This window comes from Paralcaligenes ginsengisoli (assembly GCF_054781135.1).
Genome location: NZ_BAAGUZ010000023.1, coordinates 15,764 through 35,610 on the forward strand (window position 1 = coordinate 15,764; position 19,847 = coordinate 35,610).

A 19,847-nucleotide genomic window follows, 5' to 3' on the forward strand; every position below is an offset into this window, starting at 1 on the left:
CTGGATTGTACCGTTTGCACAGCCTATTTTTTGTGCGGCTGGCCGTGCCCGGAACTGAGTTGCTGTTCGCGCGCCCGCAATACATGGCGGCGGATTTTCCCGGTTGTGGTCATGGGCAGCGCGTCGACGAACTCGATTTCCCTGGGACTCTGGTAGGGAGCGAGACGGGACTTGACGTGTTCCTGCAGCGTCTTGACCAGGCCCGCCTTGTCTGTATCGTGAAAGCCGGATCGTAAAACGACGTATGCCTTGACCAGGGCGCCTCGTGTGGCGTCGGGCTTGGGTACGACGGCGGCGTTGGCCACGGCCGGGTGGGTGATGAGGCAGTTTTCGACTTCGCCAGGCCCGATGCGGTATCCTGAGCTCTTGAAAACATCGTCGCTGCGGCCGGCATACCAGAAATAGCCGTCTTTATCGACCTGGGCCAGGTCGCCGGTTAAACACCAGTCGCCGATGAATTTTGCCTGAGTGGCCAGGTCGTTGCGCCAATATCCAAGGAATAATACGGGATCGGGATACCCGTGCATATCGTAGCGGTTAAGCGCGATTTCGCCGATCTGCCCAACGGCGCAGGGCTTGCCTTGCGCATTGAGGACGGCAAGCCGGTGGCCCGGATACGGGCGGCCGATGCTGCCTGGTTTGGCGGGCCATTTATGGCGGCTGTTGCCGATCAGGTAGTTCATTTCGGTTTGGCCGAACATTTCGTTGGGGGTAATGCCCAGTTCGCGCTCGCACCAGTCGAAAACGGCGGTTCCCACGCTTTCCCCGGCGCTCATGATGCAACGCAAGGCAAGTTTGTAGTGCTCGCGCGGCGCCCGGATTTCGTCCATCATGATTTTGATGGCTGTGGGAAACAGGAATGTATTGGTGACCTGATAGCGCTCCATGATTTCGAAGGCGCGCGTGGCGGAGAATCGACCCAGGGTGCCCACGATGGAGTGCCCGAAATACAGAGTGGGCAACAGCGAGTCGACGAGCCCGCCTGTCCAGGTCCAGTCGGCCGGACTCCAGAAAATGTCGGACTTTTGAGGAAACCAGTCTTGCGAGGCGACAAAGCCGGGCAGATTGCCGATCAGGGCGCTGTGGGGCAACAAGGCGCCCTTGGGGGCACCCGTGGTTCCCGACGTGTATAGCAGCAGGGCGGGGTCGGACGATTTGGTGACGACGCTTTTAAAACTGGTGGCTTGCCGAGCCAGAAGCGAACGCCACGGAATGATGCTGTCGTGCAGAAAGCCCAGCCCTATGACTTGCGTGAGCGCGGGACATTGCGTTTGGGCCTGGAGCAAATCGGGCCCGGTGGTGTGGTCGACAATGGCGACACGGGCCTCGGAGTCGCGCAGGCGCACGCTCAGGCCGTCGGCGCCGAATAGCGCCGACAGAGGCATGGCGATGGCGCCGACGCTGAAAATGGCCATGTAGGCCGCGGCGGTTTCGGGGCGTTGCGCCATGACGACAGCCACGCGGTCGCCGGGTACGACCCCCATTCTGCTAAGGCCATTGGCCAACTGATTGGCGGTTTCAGACAGGCGGGCGTAGGTCCAGACTTCGCGGTGGCCGAGTTCGTCTTCGAAGTAGATCGCGATGCGCCGGCCTTCATGCGGATTTTCCGCCCAGCGATGCACGCACGCCTGGGCGATATTGAATTGAGAAGGGACAAACCATTGGTAAGACGGGTACAGATCCGAGTATTGGTCGTTCATTGTCTTCTGTATCGAATGGCGCGGGGGGAGGTGCGACCTACCCTAAAGCATGACGGACAAGCAGGTTCTGTGCAATCCCCCTCGATAAGAAAGCCGAATACCCTAGGGTTTATACGGGGTGTTTGGGTGTGTCCGGCACTGCGATCAGACGTGTCCCCAGCAGGCGGTCGTGGAGAAACTGCTGATCGGCATCGATCCAGGTCCAGAGAAACAAGGTGAATGGGGCCGCGACGATGAGCAGGTCGGTAGAGCTGTAACCGCTGGCATGCGAGGCGGCGCGCACCAGCATTGCCGCAACCAGGGGAATCGGCCAGATCAGGATATAGCGCAGAATCAGACGAGAGAGCGGCGGAGAGGCGCCGTTGCGATCGACCAGCCGGATGTTCCAGGTTTTCATGGGCAGGGTTTGCCCCTGCTTGCGCCAGCAAAGCACAAAATACAGGCCGATTGCAACAAATAGCAAGGCTTGCCGGGTATGGCGCAGCATGAGTCCGCTGCGGCTTTGCGTAAGCGTGTCGAACAGGTAGCCCGCGAGGAAAATCACCCCGAACAACAGTACTGCTTCATACATCATGCAGGCGAACCGGCGCCAGCGCGAGGGGGAGGCGGACATGGGGGGCGACATTGGTTGCCGGACGGCGTCAGCGGATAAGGATTTGCTTGAATTCATAGGCGCTATTATCCCGCAATTCGTGGTCCCACAGAATAAAAGCCGCTGAGCGCGGCTTTTATGTGCTTAGGGCATTGGATGCCCTGCAAGGCTGTCATGGCAGCCTTGCCGTCAGCTTTTAGCTGGCGGATTTGACCTGAGCGTGGCTCGGTGCCGACTGAAATAGGCCGGCAATCCTGCCTGCCAGGTTTTTGAGCGCGACGGCCGGCTTGAAGCGGAACTGCTCTTCAATCGCTTGCAGCATCAACTGGCGTTCGAGTTCGTCGGTAAGGCGGATGTTTTGGTTCAGGTCTTTCATGGCTATTTACTCTACTTAAATTGAGCGTTTCGCTCAGGGTTAACCCTATTATAGGGGTTAACCCTAGATTTAAGCAAGAATTATGTTGCACTGCCATAAAAATGTTGCGCTACAGCACAGTATGTGTCAGGAGCCTGGGCGGCGATAGCCGGCCGCGACCATCTCGAAGCTGAACAAGCGGCAATCCAGGGCCCCGTTGTACAAGGGGTAGCGGCGCTTGGGCTTGAGGCGCAGCAATTGCGGCAAGTCCATGTCGCTGGAAATAATGCTGATTTCCCAGCCACTGTAGTTCTTTTTGAGATTTTCCGACCAGGCGCGCCACAGGCCGGCCTCGTCGTTGACCAGGCGTTCACCGTAGGGGGGATTGGTAATAAGCCAGCCCGATTCGGCCGGTGGCCGGACCTGTCGGGCATCGCCTGATTCGAAGCGGATTGAATCGGTGGTCAACCACGCGCGTTCCATATTGAGCTTGGCGGCGTCGATGGCGGCGGGGTCGATATCGTAGCCGACCAGCGGGCTTTCAAGCTGCGGCGCGATATGTGTGCGGGCCTCGTCCTTGATGTCGCGCCAATGCCTCGCGTCGTGGTTGCGCAGGCGCTCAAAGCCGAACGGGCGCCAGATGCCGGCCGGCACGCCCAGCGCGATCCAGGCCGCCTCGATAAGTATTGTGCCGCTGCCGCAGAAAGGGTCCAGCAGAGGCTGGGACGGGTCCCAGCCGGAAAGCGCCAGCAGGCCCGCCGCCAGATTCTCGCGTAGCGGGGCGCTGCCCTTGTCGAGTCGCCAGCCGCGTTTGAACAGCGATTCACCCGAAGTATCGAGATAGAGTGTGCCGGTATCCTCGGTGAGGAACAGGTGTACTCGGGCATCGGGCCTGACCGTATCGATATCGGGGCGGCTGCCTTCGCGGTCCCGCAGGCGGTCGCAGATGCCGTCTTTGGCGCGCAGATTGCAGTATTGCAGGCTTTTCATGGGGCTGCGTATGGCCGAGGTATCGACACGCAGGGTTTGTTCGGCGCCAAACCAGCGTTCCCAGGGAGTGCGATAGGCGAGATCGAGGATGTCGTCTTCATGATGAACCGGGCCGTGGGCCACTTGCACCAGAATGCGCGTGGCCAGCCTGGAATACAGATTGGCACGTTGTATGCCGGTCCAGTCGGCGTAAAAGCTGCATCCCGCGCGGGCGGGCTGGACCTGGTCGAAACCCAGGGCTTGCAGTTCGGCGGCCAGTGCTTCTTCGATACCTTGGGGGCAGGGGGCAAAGACAGGAAATATTTCGGCGCGCGACTGCGATCGGGAGCCCCGATGCTCGGTGTGCCGGGCATGAAATTCGTCGGTTTCGGGTGTGGCGGCCGCTGGCGCGGCGTGTTCCTGGCTGGATGCGTTGCGGGAGCGCTGTTTGCGGGGGGCGGACGCCACGGCGATGGGAGGAAGAGGAGCAGGCTCGCGTGTGTTGCGCTGCTGATCGCGTGCGCGCTCGAGCTGGGCAACCTGGCGGGCCCGTCCTCCGGCTCGTTTGCGGCGTTCAGCCGGCGCTTCGGAGGGGCGGGTGGCCGCTGTTTTTTTGAGCGTAAGCGTTTTTTTGGGCTTGGGACTATCGGTCATGGTCGCCTGGACTTAAAAGGGTCGGACTACGACCAGAATAATGATGATCAGCAGCAGAATAACGGGTATTTCGTTAAACCATCGGTAAAACCGGTGGCTGCGGGTATTTTGCCCTGCCGAGAATTTTTTGAGTATTCGTCCGCAGGCATGATGATAGCCGACGAGCAGGACGACGAAAAAAAGCTTGGCGTGCATCCAGCCGCTGCCCTGGCCTATTTTGTAGCCCAGGAAAAGCCATAGTCCGAAGATCACCGCCAGAACCGCCAGGGGAGTCATGAACCGGTATAACCGACGGGCCATGCCCAGCAGGCAGTCGAAGGTTGCGCCGTCTTGCGTTTGCGCCAGATTGACGTAGATGCGCGGCAAATAGAACAGGCCCGCAAACCACGAAACGACAAATAGAATATGGAAGGTTTTAATCCAGAGCATGACGCCGTTCAATAAAAAATGACCTGCGCGCAAACCGCGAAAGCCGCGCGGCTTGCCGGTGGGAAGCCGGCGTTTTCAGCCGCGCAGTTGGCCTTCGCCGGTAAGTACCCATTTGAGCGTGGTCAGGCCTTCGAGGCCGACCGGACCGCGGGCGTGCAAACGATTGGTCGAGATGCCGATTTCGGCGCCCAGGCCGTATTCGAAGCCATCGGCGAAGCAGGTGGGCAGATTGATGTAGACCGAGCTTGAGTCGACTTCGCGCTGGAACTGCGTGGCGGCGGGCAGGCTTTCAGTGACGATCGATTCGGTATGGCCGGAGCTCCATCGCGCAATGTGCTCGATGGCCTGATCCAGGCTGTCGACGACTCGGATCGCCAGTATGGGCGCGAGGTATTCGGTGGCCCAGTCTTCCTCGGTGGCCGGTATGGCGCTTGCAACCAGGGCCCGGGTTCGTTCGCAGCCGCGCAACTCAACCCCTTTGTCGCCCAGTGTTTTAGCCAGGCGCGGCAGAATGCGGGCGGCGATGTCCTGGTGCACCAGCAGGGTTTCCATGGCGCCGCAGACGCCATAGCGGTAGGTTTTCGCATTGACGGCGACATTGTGCGCCTTGTCGAGATCGGCGGCGGCATCGATATATACATGGCAATTGCCGTCCAGATGCTTGATGAGCGGCACCTTGGCCTCGGCCGAAAGCCGTGCGATCAGGCCCTTGCCGCCGCGCGGAACGATGACGTCGATATAGTCGGTCATGGTAATCAATTGACCCACCGCCGCGCGGTCGGTGGTGCCCACGACCTGCACGGCATGGGCGGGCAGCGCCGCATCGGCCAGGCCTTCCTGGATAATGGAGCCCAGCGCCAGGTTGGAATGCAGGGCTTCGCTGCCGCCGCGCAAAATGACGGCATTGCCGGATTTCAGGCAGAGCGCGGCGGCGTCGATGGTAACGTTGGGGCGCGATTCGTAAATAATGCCGATCACCCCAAGAGGTACGCGCATCTGCGCCACACGCATGCCGTTGGGCCGCGTGGTGGATGCCGTCTGGCTGCCGATGGGGTCGGGCATGTCGGCAATTTGCAGCAGGCCCGTGGCCATGGTGTTCAGTGCCTTGTCGGACAGCGTCAGGCGATCGATCATGGCCGGGGCCAGTTGATTCTTCCTGGCATGGTCCAGGTCTTTGGCATTTTCTTCCCGCAGATATTCTTTATTGGCTTGCAGGCGTGCGGCCATGGCGCGCAGGGCGTGAGCCTTGGCGTGGCCCGCGGCTTTCATCATGAGGCGCGAGGCCTGGCGGGCCTGCATGCCCAGAACGGTCATGTCGTGGATGACTGCGTCGGTTGACACTGCGTCGAGAACGGTGGAGTCGGTCATGATTCAAATAAAACAGGGGATACCGGGATTATCCCAGCTTTCCGGGCTTTCACAAAAACGGGCGGCGACGGTCAATGTGCGGCCCTGGGTTTGCCGGCGGCGATACGCAGGGCAAGCCGCCCCATTTCTTCCCATGGGTCGTCGAGCCGGCCGGGCACCTTCAGCCCTTTGATAAGGCGATCGACATCGTGGGCGTGCTGGACGGCGGCCGGCCACGCCTTGTGCGGCACGCGCGCCAGCGTCTGGCGCACCAGCTGTTCGCGTGCCCCGAAAATCCGTTGATTGCGCATCTCGCTTCCCAAGTCGCGACCCAGCGACTGGGCCAGCGCCAGCCGGGCCATGATGCGGATTTCGTCGCCGACCGCCCAGAGTACCAGGGGCAGCGCTTCTCCTTCGGCGCGCAGTCCGGCCAGTATGGTCAGGGCCTTGGCTGCCTGGCCGGCCAGCATGGCATCGCGCAGGCCGAATACATCGTAGCGCGCCACGTTCAGGACGGCGCGCTCGACGTCGGCGGCGTCGATCTTGCCTTCGGGGTACAACAGGGCCAGTTTCTGTATTTCCTGAAAAGCCGCCAGCAAGTTGCCTTCGACCTTGTCGGCCATCCATTCGAGCGTTGCCGGATCGAGCTGCTGATTCTGCCTGGCCAGCCGTTGCTGTATCCAGCGGGGCAGATCGGTGCGCTCGACGTTGGCCAGTTCAATGGCTGTGCCGCACTGCATCAGGCCCTGTGCCCATTTGCTGGTGCGGGTTGTCTTATCCAGCCGCGGCAGGCTGACCAGCACAAGCGTATCGGCAAGCTCGCCGCTTTGCGCCATGCCGGCCAGTTTGAGGAGGACTTCGCCGCCTGTCTTGCCAGGCTTGCCGGTGGGGATTTTCAATTCGATCAGGCGTCGATCTCCGAACAGCGAGATGTTCTGCGTTGCCGCGGTAACGGTGCTCCAATCGCTGCGCGCGTCGAGCATGAGGCTGGTGCGCTCGGCATAGCCCGCCCTGGTGGCCGCGGCACGCAAGCCATCCATGGCTTCGGTGATCAGCAGGGGTTCGTCGCCCGACACAATGTAAAGCGGATCGAGCGCGGCTTGAGCCTGCTGAAGGCTTTTCAACAGGCTGTCGATGTCGAGTCGGCGTCCCATGGCAGCCTTACTGCAGCCCGGTTCCCGGCGAGATGCGCGGCGTGATCCAGGGCGTGGGTTTGGGCGTATTCTGGTACCGTGAAGAGCCTTTGGGGTTTTCTTCGATCGGCTGCTGGTCCAGGTTCTTGACGGCTTCGGTCACATCGGGCGAGCTCAGGCGCCGAACGACGCGGTCCACCAGGCTCTTCTGCATTTGCTTGAACATGGTGCCGATTTCTCCCTGCTTGGCCTGGATCGCATTTGGATCGTAAGGCATGTCCTGGCTGGAAGTGAGAGTGGTGGGCGGCAGCAGTATGTGGCCCTTGGCATCGATCAGTTCGAAGACGAAGGTCAGGTTGAGCTCGTATTCTTCGACCAGGCCCTGGGCATTGATGGAAACTTCGCGCAGGGACTGGTTGTTGGCCAATTGAATCAGCTTGGCCTGGGCATCGCCCGGTTTGTCGACAAACCGGGTATTGGGCGAGCTGGCCTGGATGGCGCGCCGCATTTGCGCGCCGAATTCCGAGTTTTCGGGAATATTGGTATACAGCGTGTCGAACGGCAAAGGCGCAGTGCCCCGCAGCTTGAAGCCGCATGCCACCAGCAACGCGCATAACACAACGCAGACAAGCCCCCGCAAGCCGCGTTGCGTCGATGGGGAAGGGTGCCTGAGCTGGAAATTGTGCATAGCTGATTTTATCCGACAATATTGACGAGTTTGCCAGGAACCACGATGGCTCGCTTGACGGGCCGACCCTCGAGAAAGCGGGCTACGGCATCGTGGGCCACCGCCAGTTGCTCGATGTCGGCCTTGTTGGCGCCGTTGGCGACGGTGAGAGAGCCGCGCAGCTTGCCGTTGACCTGCAGCATGAGTTCGATTTCATCGGCAATCAGCGCCGCTGCGTCGACGTCGGGCCAGGGTGCATCGAGCAGGTCGCCGTAGGCGCGATCGAAACCAAGATCCTGCCAGAGCTGCCAGGTGATGTGGGGCACGACCGGATACAGCACGCGCAGCAGGATGCTCAGCGTTTCGGCCACGGCCTGCGATGCGGCCTGGCTGTCGCCCAGTTTGGCCGACTCGATGGCGTTGAGCATTTTCATGCAGGTCGAGACCACCGTGTTGTACTGAATGCGCTGATAGTCGTAATCGGCCTGCTTGAGCAAGCCATGGATTTCGCGCCGCAGGGCCTTGATGGCTTCACTGGCCTGGGACCAGTCGGCGGCGGCAGCCGGCGCGCCCAGTACGGTTGACTGCCTGTCGAGGCAGAGCATCCAGAGTTTGCGCAGGAAACGGTTGGCGCCTTCCACGCCCGAATCGGACCATTCCAGAGTTTGTTCCGGCGGGCTGGCGAACATGACGAACAGACGGGCGGTATCGGCACCCATGGAGTCGATGAGCGACTGGGGATCCACGCCATTGTTTTTGGATTTGGACATGGTGCCTATGCCGCCATACTGGACGGCCGATCCGTCCGATCGCAGGTGCGATCCGCTGATCGCACCCTTGGCGTCGTAGGTGTTTTCGATCTCTTCGGGCCAGAAGTATTCGATGCCGCCCTGCGCGTTCTTGCGCGAGTAGATGTGATTGAGCACCATGCCCTGGCATAGCAGCCGGGTGAAGGGCTCGCTGAATTTCACCAGGCCCAGGTCGCGCATGACCCGCGTCCAGAAACGGGCGTACAGCAGATGCAATACGGCGTGCTCAATCCCGCCTATGTATTGATCCATGGGCATCCAGTAGTCGTTGCGGGCATCGACCATGGCCTTGTCGTTGTTGGGCGAGGTGTAGCGCATGAAGTACCAGGATGAATCGACAAAGGTATCCATGGTGTCGGTTTCACGCCGCGCCGCTGTTCCGCATTTCGGGCATTTGCAGGACAGGAATGCCTCGTGCTTGGCCAGGGGGTTGCCGCTGCCGTCGGGGATCAGGTCGTCGGGCAGCACCACCGGCAGGTCTTGCTCGGGCACCGGCACCGGACCGCAATCGGGGCAATGGATAATGGGGATTGGCGTGCCCCAGTACCGCTGGCGCGAAATCCCCCAGTCGCGCAAGCGCCAGGTGGTTTGTTTTTCACCCAGGCCCTGAGCAGCCAGATCGGCGGCCACGGCATCGACGGCCGCGGCGGTGCTCAGGCCGTCATATTTGCCCGAGTGGACGGTGTGCCCCTGCTGCTTGTCGCCATACCATTCCTGCCAGGCGTCGGTGGAATAGGTTTTGCCGTCGATGGCAATGACGTCGCGGATGGGCAGGCGGTATTTTTTGGCAAAGGCAAAATCGCGCTCATCGTGGCCGGGCACGCCCATGACCGCGCCGTCGCCGTAGCTGATCAGCACATAATTGCCGACCCATACATCGACCTGGGCCCCGGTCAACGGGTGCGTGACGGTCAACCCTGTGAGCATCCCTTCTTTTTCGCGCGTGGCCAGTTCGGCCTCGGTCGTGCCTCCTTGCTTGCAGGCTTCGATAAAAGCCGCGAGCTCGGGGTTGCCGCGTGCCGCGTGCATGGCCAGCGGGTGCTCGGGAGCGACGGCGCAGAATGTAACGCCCATGATGGTGTCGGCGCGGGTCGTAAAGACATACATGCGTCCGTCTTGTATGAGTTCGCCGGTATCGTTCTTGATGTCGTGCGTAAAGGCAAAGCGCACGCCCGCGCTTTTGCCTATCCAGTTTTCCTGCATCAGGCGTACGCGCTCGGGCCAGCCGGGCAGGCCGCTTTTCACGTGATCGAGCAGTTCATCGGCGTAGTCGGTGATGCGCAGGTAGTAACCCGGAATTTCGCGCTTTTCGACCAGGGCGCCCGAGCGCCAGCCGCGTCCGTCTATGACCTGCTCGTTGGCCAGTACGGTTTGATCGACCGGATCCCAGTTGACAACCTGGGTTTTGCGATAGGCGATGCCCTTGTCGAGCATCTGCAGAAACAGCCACTGGTTCCATTTGTAGTATTGGGGGTCGCAGGCGCACATTTCGCGCGACCAGTCTATGGCCAGACCCATCGCCTGCATCTGCTTTTTCATGTACGCGATATTGTCGTACGTCCATTTGGCGGGCGGCACCTTGGATTTGATGGCGGCGTTTTCGGCCGGCATGCCGAACGCGTCCCAGCCCATGGGCATCAGCACGTTATAGCCGCGCATGCGCAACTGGCGCGCCATCATGTCGTTGATGGTGTAGTTGCGTACGTGCCCCATGTGCAGTTTGCCGCTCGGGTAGGGCAGCATGGAGCAGGCATAGAACTTGGGCTTGGCCGTGCCGTCCGGGAACGTGGCGTTTTCCACGACGCGATACGCGTCGCGTGCTTGCCAGTTTTGGTGGGAGGCCGCTTCGACGGCAGTGGGGTTATAGCGTTCCTGCATGGGATCCGGGGGTTCAGTGAAGTTCAGTAAGGTAAACCCCGCATTATAGGGCGGCGCGGCCGCCGAGGTCGAATGCGGGGTTGGCCCAAGGGGCGGCGTGTTTGGGGCGGGCATGAAAAAACCCCGCCGCGGCGGGGTCTTCGATAAAAAAACCGCTTTTTTTATTTAAGCTTGGTTTCTTTGTAATCGACATGCTTGCGAGCAACGGGATCAAATTTTTTGATCAGCATTTTTTCGGGCATGCTGCGTTTGTTTTTGGTGGTCGTGTAAAAATGACCAGTACCGGCGGTCGATTCGAGTTTGATTTTCTCGCGTATACCTTTTGCCATGATCAGCTCCTGATGGTTAGAACGCTAGCGTGGCTTAAGCCAGTTCGCCGCGGGCGCGCAAGTCGGCCAAAACGACATCGATGCCGTTTTTATCGATTGTGCGGATCGCTTTGGTGGAAACGCGCAAGCGTATCCAGCGGTTTTCGCTCTCGACCCAGAAGCGGCGCGATTGCAGGTTAGGTAAAAAGCGACGCTTGGTTTTATTGTTTGCGTGCGAAACATTGTTGCCCGTCATTGGGCCTTTGCCGGTAACTTGGCATACGCGTGCCATGGTCATACCCCTTGATAATTTAGATTGGCCTATCACCGTCACTTGCCCCACCGGCGACTCGGGCCATACATACATTGCATGCGGTTTGGCATGCAGCTTGGTATTCGGGCCTGTGCCTTGGTGGATAATCGTGTAGGCTAATTAAAAGACCGGTACATTCGTAAAGCCTAGTATTCTAATACGAAATGCCCAGTCTAATCAAGCGGTACGTAAGGCCACGCGCCCAAATAGCCACGACAGGCAGGCACAAAGCGCCAGCATGCCTGTCAAAGGCAGGGGTGTACTGGATTGCCATTCACTGACGGCCAGGCCCGACAGGGCTCCGCACAGCATTTGCAATGTACCCATGAGGGCGGATGCCACTCCCAGGCGATTGCCCTGCTCGGACAGGGCCAACGCGGCGGCATTGGGGCTTACGAACCCCTGGCTTCCCATGAAGCCGATCAGGCAAAGCATGAGCAGAGGCAGCGTCATTGCGCCCGCGAGGGTGACCATCAACGCCGCCAGGGTTATGCCGGCCAGGCAGATTTGCGCGATTTTAAGCAGGGTTTCGGGGGAGTAGCGGTTCAGCAGCCTTGCGCTGATCTGCGAGGTAATGATGAGCGCCGCTGCGTTAAGTCCGAATAAAAATCCGAAATATTTCGGATCGACATGAAAAATCTCGATGAATACGCGTGGCGATCCGGAAATGTAAGCAAACATGCCTGCCGATCCGAACCCTCCGGCAAGCGTGTAGCACATGAATCCCCTGTGGCGCAGCAATCCCGTGTAGTTGCGGGCAATCGTGGAGACTCTCAGCGGAATGGCCTTTTCGGGTGGGAGCGTTTCGCGCATGTAGCGGATTACGCCCACCAGCAAGAGCACGCCGCAGATTGTCATGATCGCGAACAGGCCGCGCCAGCTTCCGAAAATCAGGACTTGTCCACCTAGAAGCGGGGCCAGTATGGGAGTAACTCCCATGACCAGTATCAGTACGGACAGGGCCTTGGCCGCTTCGCGGGTGTCGAAGTTGTCGCGTATGACGGCCCGTGGGATGACCATGCCCGATGCTCCGCCAAATGCCTGCACGATACGCCACAAGGTCAGGTGTTCGATACTGCTGGTCAGGCCGCAGGCGATCGAGGCGATAATGAACAGGGCCAGCCCCATGACGAGAGGCAGCTTGCGGCCGTAGCGATCGGCAAAGGGCCCGTAGAAAATCTGCGCGATGGCCAGGCCGAACAAATAACTGGCCAGTGTCCGCTCTACTTGCCCCTGTGTCGTGTTCAGGCCTTGCACTATCGCGGGGAATGCGGGCAGATACATATCGATGGCCAGCGGGCCGAGGGCCGTAAGCAGGCCCATCAAGATCAGCCACCGGGGGAAAGCGTGTTTTTTTTGCACAGAAGACATGTCTGGAAAGGGTAAGGCGCCGGGGCGCCGGTGGCGTGGTCGCTGGTGTGTCAGGGGTGGCGCGCAGCCGGCAATCCTGCTGAATTAATGATACGGGAAATGGGGGACAGGGTGGTGGCCGGGTATTCGCGATCGGCCATTTGATGATAAATTGGACACAAATTGAGGGTGGCTGGCATCGTAGCACGTCTCAATTCGTCTTATTTTTGTGAAAACTTGGCTTTATTCAGAATTTCATCGCTTAAAAATAGGAGATTGCTTGTGAGTTCGGTTGTGTCTGCTGTCGAAAGTAAGCTTGCGCTGTTACCGTTGCCCGTAGAACTCGTCATGCCCGATGGAGCGCGTTTGGGAGCGCCCAATCCGCAGGTTCGCATGACTATCAAAGATAGAGCAACTCTGGCGCATTTGGCCACTGGTGAAGTGGGAGTACTGGGAGAAGATTATGTCGAGGGGAAGCTTGATATCGACGGCTCCATGCGCGATCTTATGCGGGTTGCCGCGGCTATTTTGCCCGGCTCGCCTGTTGATGCGGCTCGCGGCGGTTGGCTGACGGGACTGGTGCAGCGCCTGGTGTCGGTGTGGCGCCATTCCATCGAACGCGACGAACGCCAGATTCAGTTTCATTACGACTTGTCCGACGAGTTTTATGCCTTGTGGCTGGATCCGCGCAGGGTTTATTCCTGCGCTTATTTTCGCGAACCCGGCATGTCTGTCGCCCAGGCGCAGGAAGCCAAGCTCGATCATATCTGCCGCAAGCTCATGTTGAAAAAAGGCGAACGTTTCCTGGATGTCGGCGCCGGCTGGGGAGGGCTGCTGATGTGGGCCGCCGAGAATTACGGGGTTGATGCAACAGGCATAACCTTGTCCAAAAACCAGCATACCCATGTCAATCGCCTGATCGAGGCCAAAGGCCTGGGTGGGCAGGTACGCATGCATCTGCTCGACTACCGCAAGCTCGACGAATCGACGCCCTACGACAAGATTGCCTCGGTTGGCATGTTCGAACACGTGGGCAGGGCTCAGCTCAACGGCTATTTTTCCAAATTGCGCCGTCTGGTGCGCCCGGGCGGCCTGGTGCTCAACCATGGAATTACGGCCGGCGGTGTAAAGAACGCCGAACTTGGCGCCGGCATGGGCGAGTTCATCGAGAAATACATTTTTCCGGGTGGAGAACTGACCCACATCAGCAATGTGCTCGCCAATCTGACCGACGGCGGCCTTGAAGATGTCGATATCGAGAACCTGCGGCCGCACTATGCGCGTACCCTGTGGGCATGGAGCGATGCGCTCGAGGCATGTTTGCCGCAAGCCCGGGCGATTCTCGGAGGCGAGCAGGGTGAACGCTCGCTGCGTGCCTATCGAATGTACCTGGCCGGTTGCGCGATGGGTTTCGAGCACGGCTGGATAGCGCTGCATCAAATATTGGCCCAGCCCATTTCGATAGGGCGCACCGATGAACTCGACAGCCCGCCGGACTTGAGCTACCCATGGCGCCGCGACTACATTTATTCGTAGAAGCGTCGCCCGCAAGGGCCGGCTCTTGTGGCCGTCCCTTGCGGGCCTGCATCAAGCGGCTTGGCGGGAGTGGCGCTGACCGTGAATCCGCACCACGTGCCAGTACCAGCTATGCAGCAATAAGGCCGACAGGCCCAGTCCGGTCAGCGCCATGAGCCACATGGTTGCGGCACCGGTCGGTGCGCCGGGCATGAGGGCGTTGATGAGGGGGCGCAGGGCGCCGGCTCCAGCGCCGAAGCCCAGCCACCAGCCTCCGACCAGTCCGATGCCGGTCAGGGCCACGATCTGCAACAGCAATGGGACGACCGCGACTTTATAGGCCCGCAGCAAATAAGACCCTATGCATTGCATGGCGTCGCATAGATGGAAAAAAGGAATGATCTGCAATAACGTTGCCGCGACGGCGGCGACCTGCAGATCGTCGGTATAAGCCTCCAGGATGAGCGGGCGGCCAACGATCAGCAGGGTTGCGGTGATCAGCGCACCGCCGAGCACCACAAGCAGCCCCGCCAGCCCGGTTTTTTTTGCGCGCTTGAAGTCATTGGCTCCTATCGCTTGCGCAGTGAGCGATGCCGAGGCGACCCCCACCGCCATGGGCATCATGTAGCACAGCGCGGCCAGATTGGCGGCAATTTGATGCCCGCCTGAAACAAACATGCCTTCCCGCGCAATCAGCAATGCCATGAAGCTGAAGGCGCAGACCTCAACCAGGTAAGAGCCGCCCATGGGCAGCCCCAGCCGCAGCAATTCCTTCAGAACGGGCCAGTGCAGGCGGCCGAGGGTGGGCTTGAATCTTGTGTAGTAGGGGTCGCGTCGCAGCACCCAGAGGCCCGTGCCCAGGCAAAGCCAGCTGACTACCGCAGTCGACAGGCCGGCGCCGGCGGCCCCCATTGCCGGCAGGCCGAGCTTGCCGAACATGAACAGCCAGTTGAAAAGGAATTTGAAGACGATGCTGATCAGGTTGATCGTCATTACGGTTTTGGGCCGCGACACCGCCGCCCCCAGTGCGTAAATCGTGCGAAAAACCAGTGTGGCCGGCAAAGCCAGAATCAGGGCGCGCAAGTACCAGGTGATTCCGTTGCGCACGGCAGGCTCGACATCGCCCGACAGCATCAACCAGAAATCGGGGAACAGCATGGTCACGGCACCCACCAGCGACAGCCCCAGGGCCAGCCAGACACCCTGGCCCCAGGTTCGGCCTACTTCCAGATAGCGCCCGCCTCCGTAATGTTGGGCAAGAATGGGGATCAGGGCGTGCACGACGCCCATCAGGCCGACAAAAATGGTGATGTAGATGGACACGGAAAGCGCCATGGCCTGGAGGTCTGCGGCGCTTGCGTGGCCGGCCATGGCGGTATCGATCACGCCGAATGCGATACCCGCCCAGGAACTGACCAGCACCGGCCAGGCCTGCCTGAGTGTTTCCTTGATGTAAAACCCCAACGTTACCGGTGAAGGTATGGTGGATCTCATTTCTTGATTACGCGCAGCAATCGGAAGATTTCATGGCGGTCCGGCCCGCGCTTGCCCTGCCACAACACTTCGGCTGTGCCGGACTCGGCCGCTCCCGAATAGGCCGCCGTACCATTTTCGAGGCTCTGCGGCGAGGTTTGCTGCAGAATCAGCGTGCAATGGGAATCGTAGCTGAAGTTAATTTGGTTGAAGACCAGGAACGAGGCGCGCTGGCCCGATCCGACTCCTTGTGCGCGCACGCATTCGTGCGGCTTTTTATAGGTTTGCAATGCTGTTTTCAGTTGGGCCGACACATCGCGATAACTGCGCACGTAGTCCAGCGCCGGCATCCAGAGCGTGGCCAGCAGCACCCAGGTGACAATCAGGCCTCCGGCCGACAGGACTGTTCCACGCCACAGGGCAAGGGGTTTTGAATGGAGCCGCCAGCGCACCAGCCCCACCCAGGTCAGGGTAGCCGCCAGGGCGATCAATACGGCTGCGGGCGCCACATGGGCCTCGTAGCCGGTCGTTTGTCGCGCGATGTTGTGGGCAATTTGCCGCGGCCAGCCTGTTTGCAGGGCAACCCATCCGAGCCATACCGTGGCGGCGGTGAGCGAAAAGCACATGACGGCAAACCAGTCCAGCGAATTGACGACTCCGCGCCTGAGGGTGGGCAGCGAGAAGGCGGCAAGCACGGCCACCGGTACAGCCATCAGGCTGTATTCAGGCTCGAATACGTCGGCCAGGAAAAACATGGTCAGCAGCGGCCAGGCGGCGAACATCAGCGGGATCCAGATATGCGGTGCCGCCAACCATGAGCGCCAGCGCCAGATCGCCAGCAGCGCAAAGGGCCAGGTGGGCCACAAGAACCAGGGCAGATCGCGCAAAATGCTCAAGCTTGTTTCGTAGCTGGGCCAGGAGAAGGAGCCGAGATTCCATCTCCACCAGTTTTGCATCCAGTAGTCGCCGACCCGGTTGGCCGGGATCCACCACAGGGCAATCAGCGATACGGTCACTACTATTGTGATGACGAGCCAGTGCTTGGCATGCCACAACACGCTGCGCGGCTGAAATATAAAGGGCACCGCCAGCATGATGGGCAGTGATCCGATCCAACCCCGTGTCAGGAAGGCCCCGGCCAGTGCGACGCCCAGGGTAATCGCGCCGGACAATGGCCGGTCCAGCATGCGGGCCACGGCGTAAAAAGCCAGGGCCTGGAATGCGATAAGGGCGGGCACCTCGGAGGTTTCGTGCATGCGCCACAGGATGCCCACCGTAGCGACAATGAGCAGGAGTGCGGCATCGGCAATCATGCGCCCGTAGTCGCGCACGGTGGGTTCCCCGCCAAACGGCAGGGCCAGCGGTTGCGGTTCCGGACGGCGGCCCAGCAGATAGGTGCCGTACCATATCGAGCTTGTAACCAGCCCGAACCACAGCAGATTGGGCAGGCGCGAGGCAATCAGGGCGGCGTTCAGGGAGGAGGTGAAGTACTCGAAAAACGGCCCGAAAAGCCAGATGCTGAAAGCCCCGACCCAGGTAATGAGGGGGCCGTCCTGCGCGTGGGCAAGCACCCCGACCTGCGGCAGCAGCCAGGCCTGCGCCGGGCCGTGCAAGGCGGTGAGCATCGTGGCCAGCCCCACCACATCGTCGGTTTTCCAGGGGTCTCGAAAAAACAGCCCCGCAAAAATGTAAACGACTCCAAGAACCAGGAGCAGGATTCTAGGCAGCTTGATCGTAGCCGGCGCAGTCAGGCGAGCGGGGGTGGATCGGGAGTCGTTGGGTGACACGGAAATGGGCGCCCCGAGAGGTAAAAAGACAATGCTATCTTAAAGTAAAAAGGCAGCCGCTAGGCTGCCTTCAAGGAACGACGCAGGATCGTTCGATTTACGATGCTTTCTTGGTTGTGCCAGCGGTGCGGGCAAAACGGGCGCGGAATTTTTCAACGCGGCCGGTTTCGACGATGCGTGTTTGAGCGCCCGTGTAGAACGGATGCGATTCAGAAGTTACGTCGCACTTGAAAAGAGGGTATGTTTTACCGTCGAGTTCGACTGTTTCGCGGCTGTTGAGCGTAGAGCGCGAAATAAATTTAGTGCCTGTTTGCTGATCCAGAAACACCACGTCGCGGTATTCGGGGTGGATGCCTTCTTTCATGTCGGTTTCCTGTTATTCCTGGGATGCTATCCCAAATAGTCCGGGTCGCCAGCCAGGCTTGAAGGCATTTTGCGCAAAACCCCAAAGGGCGCCGCAGCTGTTTTTGCCAAACCTAACCACGTATCCAATAATTAGCCAGAAATTCTAGCATGGAAAGCCGAGGTTTGTAAATCGGTTGGCAAACTGTTTTTGGCGGCCGGGCCATTGCCTGGGGTATTTTGGGTTTAAGTGTTTTATGGCGGCTGGGCGCGATTCAGTCGATTTTTTTTGGGGCCGTTTGGGTTTGATATTATTACTTTGGACGGGTAATTCTATAAAGACGCCGCAGGGTGGGCGGTGCTGTGTAGTCCGGCACGTCCAGCGGTCGTGGTGCTGCGCACCCCGACTGCCCGGGTCTGCCTCGTCCAGGCGGGCGTCGGGCCAACTCGCCCGGCCTCGCGAGGCCGGGCTCAAACAGGGCCCGCCGACATCCCCCGCCTTCCCTTCGTCAGCACCCGGCGCTGGACTACCGCCGGACTGCACGGCACCGCCCACCCTGCGGCTGCGTTACGGGAATGCATTGAGTGCCGTAAACGCTTGAATCCAAAATGTTCTAGTTCAGCGACCGCAGCACGGCGCGCACCGGGCTGGCGTCGGCCTCTATAAAAGCCAGGGGTAGCGCAATAAGTTCGTAATCGCCTGCCGGAACCGCGTCAAGCACCAGGTTTTCGAGTACTCGCATATTGTGGCGCAAAATGGTCTGGTGGCTGTCCAGGGTTTTACTCGATGCTGGGTCGATGCTGGGGGTATCGATGCCGATGAGCAGGACGCCTTTATCGGCCAGGTACGCGACGGTTTCCGGGGCGAAGGCTGAAAACTCGTCGCTCCAGAGCTCGGTCGCGGCCCGCATGCTGGTTCGCACGAGTATCCGGGGTGGGGCACCGGCCAGGGACGGCAGCAGATCGTCGATGGTTATCAGGGGGCGGCTGTGGATGGCGTGGATGACCCGGCAGGGCCCCAGAAATGGTTCAAGCCCCAGCGTGCCGACGGGTGCTCCTTCGGCGTCGTAGTGCAGGGGGGCGTCGGCGTGGGCTCCCACATGCGGCGACATGGTTATTTCGCTGACATTGACTGGGCAATTGGCGCCGATGGACCAGCGCCAGTGTTGTTTATAAGGCGTGTCGCCCGGAAATACCGGCGAGCGCGACGATACGGCGGGTGATATGTCCCACAGATGTTTCATGGTCTTGTGCGGGAACCTCCGAGGCGTGGCTCGGAGAGGGATAGCGTGCCATGTGCGGCCCGGCCCCCGCTTCCTTTATGCGAGTGCTATCAACAGTTTGCAGGTGTTTGAAGCTTATACCATTCCGGCGGTTTTTGTTTGGAATGGCGGAGTGTTTGCACAGGGCCGCCACTACGTGTCCTCTGCGGATTGCCCCAATTCCTGATCGTGGGGCAACTCTTGCGGGCCCGCTGTCGCGTAAACCCGCTTGTGCAAGCGCGGGCGGCGAGCTGCGTTTAAATCTGCCCCCGTTCGGCCAGTGAAATGGCTTGGCCGCCCGTTACGATAAGGTGATCCAGCAATCTGATGTCGACCAGCGCCAATGCATGTTTCAGGTGCCGGGTGAGGGTCAGGTCGGCTTCGCTGGGTTCGGCCACGCCCGAGGGGTGGTTGTGGGCCAGGATCAGGGCGGCGGCGTGGTGCCTGAGCCCGGCCTTGATGACCTCGCGCGGGTATATCGACGCCTGGGTGAGGGTGCCTCGTGATATTTCCTCGCTGACGATCAGGCGGTACTGGCTGTCGAGGTACAGGGCCATGCAGTGCTCGACCCGCAAATGTCCCAGAGTGGCGGTACAGTAATGCTTGACACGCTGCGGCTGATCCAGGGCGTGGCCGGCCTTGAGGTCTTCGGCGAGGGCGCGCCGATTCAGTTCGTTGATGGCCAGGAGTTCGCAGGTTTTGGCCATGCCTAATCCGTCGATGGACAGGAGCGTTTGCGCGTCGGCCGCCAGCAGGCCGCGCAGGCCTCCGAATTGCGTCATCAGGCGATGTCCCAGGCTGACGGCGTCGCAGCCTTTTATTCCGGTACGCAGGATGATGGCCAGGAGCTCCGGCGAGGTCAGAACCGCTGCGCCGTGAGCGATCAGGCGTTCGCGCGGACGCTCGGGATTCGTCGGGGACGTGTGAAGTGTCATAAGAGGCTCTAAAATAGATCAATAGCAAT

18 protein-coding genes are annotated in these 19,847 nt (G+C 60.2%); 1 reads left to right on the forward strand and 17 read right to left on the reverse strand.

Features of this window, described 5'->3' with window-relative positions; all coding sequences use genetic code 11:
- Positions 1 to 23: 23 nt before the first annotated feature.
- From ACYVIS_RS11925 to ACYVIS_RS11980, 12 genes are all read right to left on the reverse strand, one after another.
- Positions 24 to 1,700 (reverse strand): acyl-CoA synthetase, encoded by a 1,677-nt coding sequence (locus tag ACYVIS_RS11925; RefSeq protein WP_232743831.1) that lies wholly within the window; start codon positions 1,698 to 1,700, stop codon positions 24 to 26.
- 109 nt (positions 1,701 to 1,809) lie between these two features.
- A complete protein-coding gene (locus ACYVIS_RS11930; RefSeq protein WP_460874057.1) occupies positions 1,810 to 2,313 on the reverse strand; it encodes an RDD family protein in 504 nt (167 codons plus the stop codon).
- Positions 2,314 to 2,488: 175 nt separating this feature from the next.
- Positions 2,489 to 2,668 (reverse strand): hypothetical protein, encoded by a 180-nt coding sequence (locus tag ACYVIS_RS11935; protein ID WP_232743829.1) that lies wholly within the window; start codon positions 2,666 to 2,668, stop codon positions 2,489 to 2,491.
- Between the two features lie 126 nt (positions 2,669 to 2,794).
- Positions 2,795 to 4,270, reverse strand: a complete 1,476-nt coding sequence (locus tag ACYVIS_RS11940; RefSeq protein WP_460874058.1) for a THUMP domain-containing class I SAM-dependent RNA methyltransferase — start codon at positions 4,268 to 4,270, stop codon at positions 2,795 to 2,797.
- Between the two features lie 12 nt (positions 4,271 to 4,282).
- A complete protein-coding gene (locus ACYVIS_RS11945; RefSeq protein ID WP_460874059.1) occupies positions 4,283 to 4,699 on the reverse strand; it encodes a CopD family protein in 417 nt (138 codons plus the stop codon).
- 75 nt (positions 4,700 to 4,774) lie between these two features.
- Complete coding sequence (locus tag ACYVIS_RS11950) at positions 4,775 to 6,067, reverse strand: glutamate-5-semialdehyde dehydrogenase (protein ID WP_460874060.1); 1,293 nt, start codon at positions 6,065 to 6,067, stop codon at positions 4,775 to 4,777.
- A gap of 71 nt (positions 6,068 to 6,138) precedes the next feature.
- Positions 6,139 to 7,200: a DNA polymerase III subunit delta gene (holA, locus tag ACYVIS_RS11955; RefSeq protein ID WP_232743826.1), complete on the reverse strand. Its 1,062-nt coding sequence runs from the start codon at positions 7,198 to 7,200 to the stop codon at positions 6,139 to 6,141.
- 7 nt (positions 7,201 to 7,207) lie between these two features.
- Positions 7,208 to 7,867, reverse strand: coding sequence for an LPS-assembly lipoprotein LptE (locus tag ACYVIS_RS11960; protein WP_232743825.1), 660 nt, complete (start codon positions 7,865 to 7,867; stop codon positions 7,208 to 7,210).
- An 8-nt stretch (positions 7,868 to 7,875) separates the two neighbouring features.
- A complete protein-coding gene (gene leuS, locus ACYVIS_RS11965) occupies positions 7,876 to 10,533 on the reverse strand; it encodes a leucine--tRNA ligase (RefSeq protein WP_232743824.1) in 2,658 nt (885 codons plus the stop codon).
- A gap of 161 nt (positions 10,534 to 10,694) precedes the next feature.
- Positions 10,695 to 10,862, reverse strand: coding sequence for a 50S ribosomal protein L33 (gene rpmG, locus ACYVIS_RS11970; RefSeq protein WP_232743823.1), 168 nt, complete (start codon positions 10,860 to 10,862; stop codon positions 10,695 to 10,697).
- A 34-nt stretch (positions 10,863 to 10,896) separates the two neighbouring features.
- A complete protein-coding gene (gene rpmB, locus ACYVIS_RS11975) occupies positions 10,897 to 11,133 on the reverse strand; it encodes a 50S ribosomal protein L28 (RefSeq protein WP_232743822.1) in 237 nt (78 codons plus the stop codon).
- A gap of 198 nt (positions 11,134 to 11,331) precedes the next feature.
- Positions 11,332 to 12,525, reverse strand: coding sequence for a Bcr/CflA family multidrug efflux MFS transporter (locus tag ACYVIS_RS11980; protein ID WP_255696645.1), 1,194 nt, complete (start codon positions 12,523 to 12,525; stop codon positions 11,332 to 11,334).
- A 327-nt stretch (positions 12,526 to 12,852) separates the two neighbouring features.
- On the opposite strand from ACYVIS_RS11980, the gene ACYVIS_RS11985 reads away from it, so the two are divergent.
- Positions 12,853 to 14,040 (forward strand): class I SAM-dependent methyltransferase, encoded by a 1,188-nt coding sequence (locus ACYVIS_RS11985; RefSeq protein WP_370635994.1) that lies wholly within the window; start codon positions 12,853 to 12,855, stop codon positions 14,038 to 14,040.
- Between the two features lie 51 nt (positions 14,041 to 14,091).
- Here the strand turns inward: ACYVIS_RS11985 and ACYVIS_RS11990 are convergent, their stop codons facing one another.
- The 5 genes from ACYVIS_RS11990 to radC form a co-directional block, all read right to left on the reverse strand.
- Entirely contained in the window at positions 14,092 to 15,513 is a 1,422-nt protein-coding gene (locus ACYVIS_RS11990) for an MATE family efflux transporter (RefSeq protein WP_460874061.1), read from the reverse strand.
- Positions 15,510 to 17,279, reverse strand: coding sequence for an ArnT family glycosyltransferase (locus ACYVIS_RS11995; protein ID WP_460874062.1), 1,770 nt, complete (start codon positions 17,277 to 17,279; stop codon positions 15,510 to 15,512). Before ACYVIS_RS11995 ends, ACYVIS_RS11990 begins: the two co-directional genes overlap by 4 nt.
- A 97-nt stretch (positions 17,280 to 17,376) precedes the next feature.
- A complete protein-coding gene (locus ACYVIS_RS12000) occupies positions 17,377 to 17,643 on the reverse strand; it encodes a type B 50S ribosomal protein L31 (protein WP_232743818.1) in 267 nt (88 codons plus the stop codon).
- A 592-nt stretch (positions 17,644 to 18,235) separates the two neighbouring features.
- On the reverse strand, positions 18,236 to 18,865 hold the full coding sequence (gene kynB / locus ACYVIS_RS12005; RefSeq protein ID WP_232743817.1) for an arylformamidase: 630 nt from the start codon (positions 18,863 to 18,865) through the stop codon (positions 18,236 to 18,238).
- Positions 18,866 to 19,140: 275 nt separating this feature from the next.
- A complete protein-coding gene (radC, locus tag ACYVIS_RS12010) occupies positions 19,141 to 19,818 on the reverse strand; it encodes a RadC family protein (RefSeq protein WP_232743816.1) in 678 nt (225 codons plus the stop codon).
- Between the last annotated feature and the right edge of the window lie 29 nt (positions 19,819 to 19,847).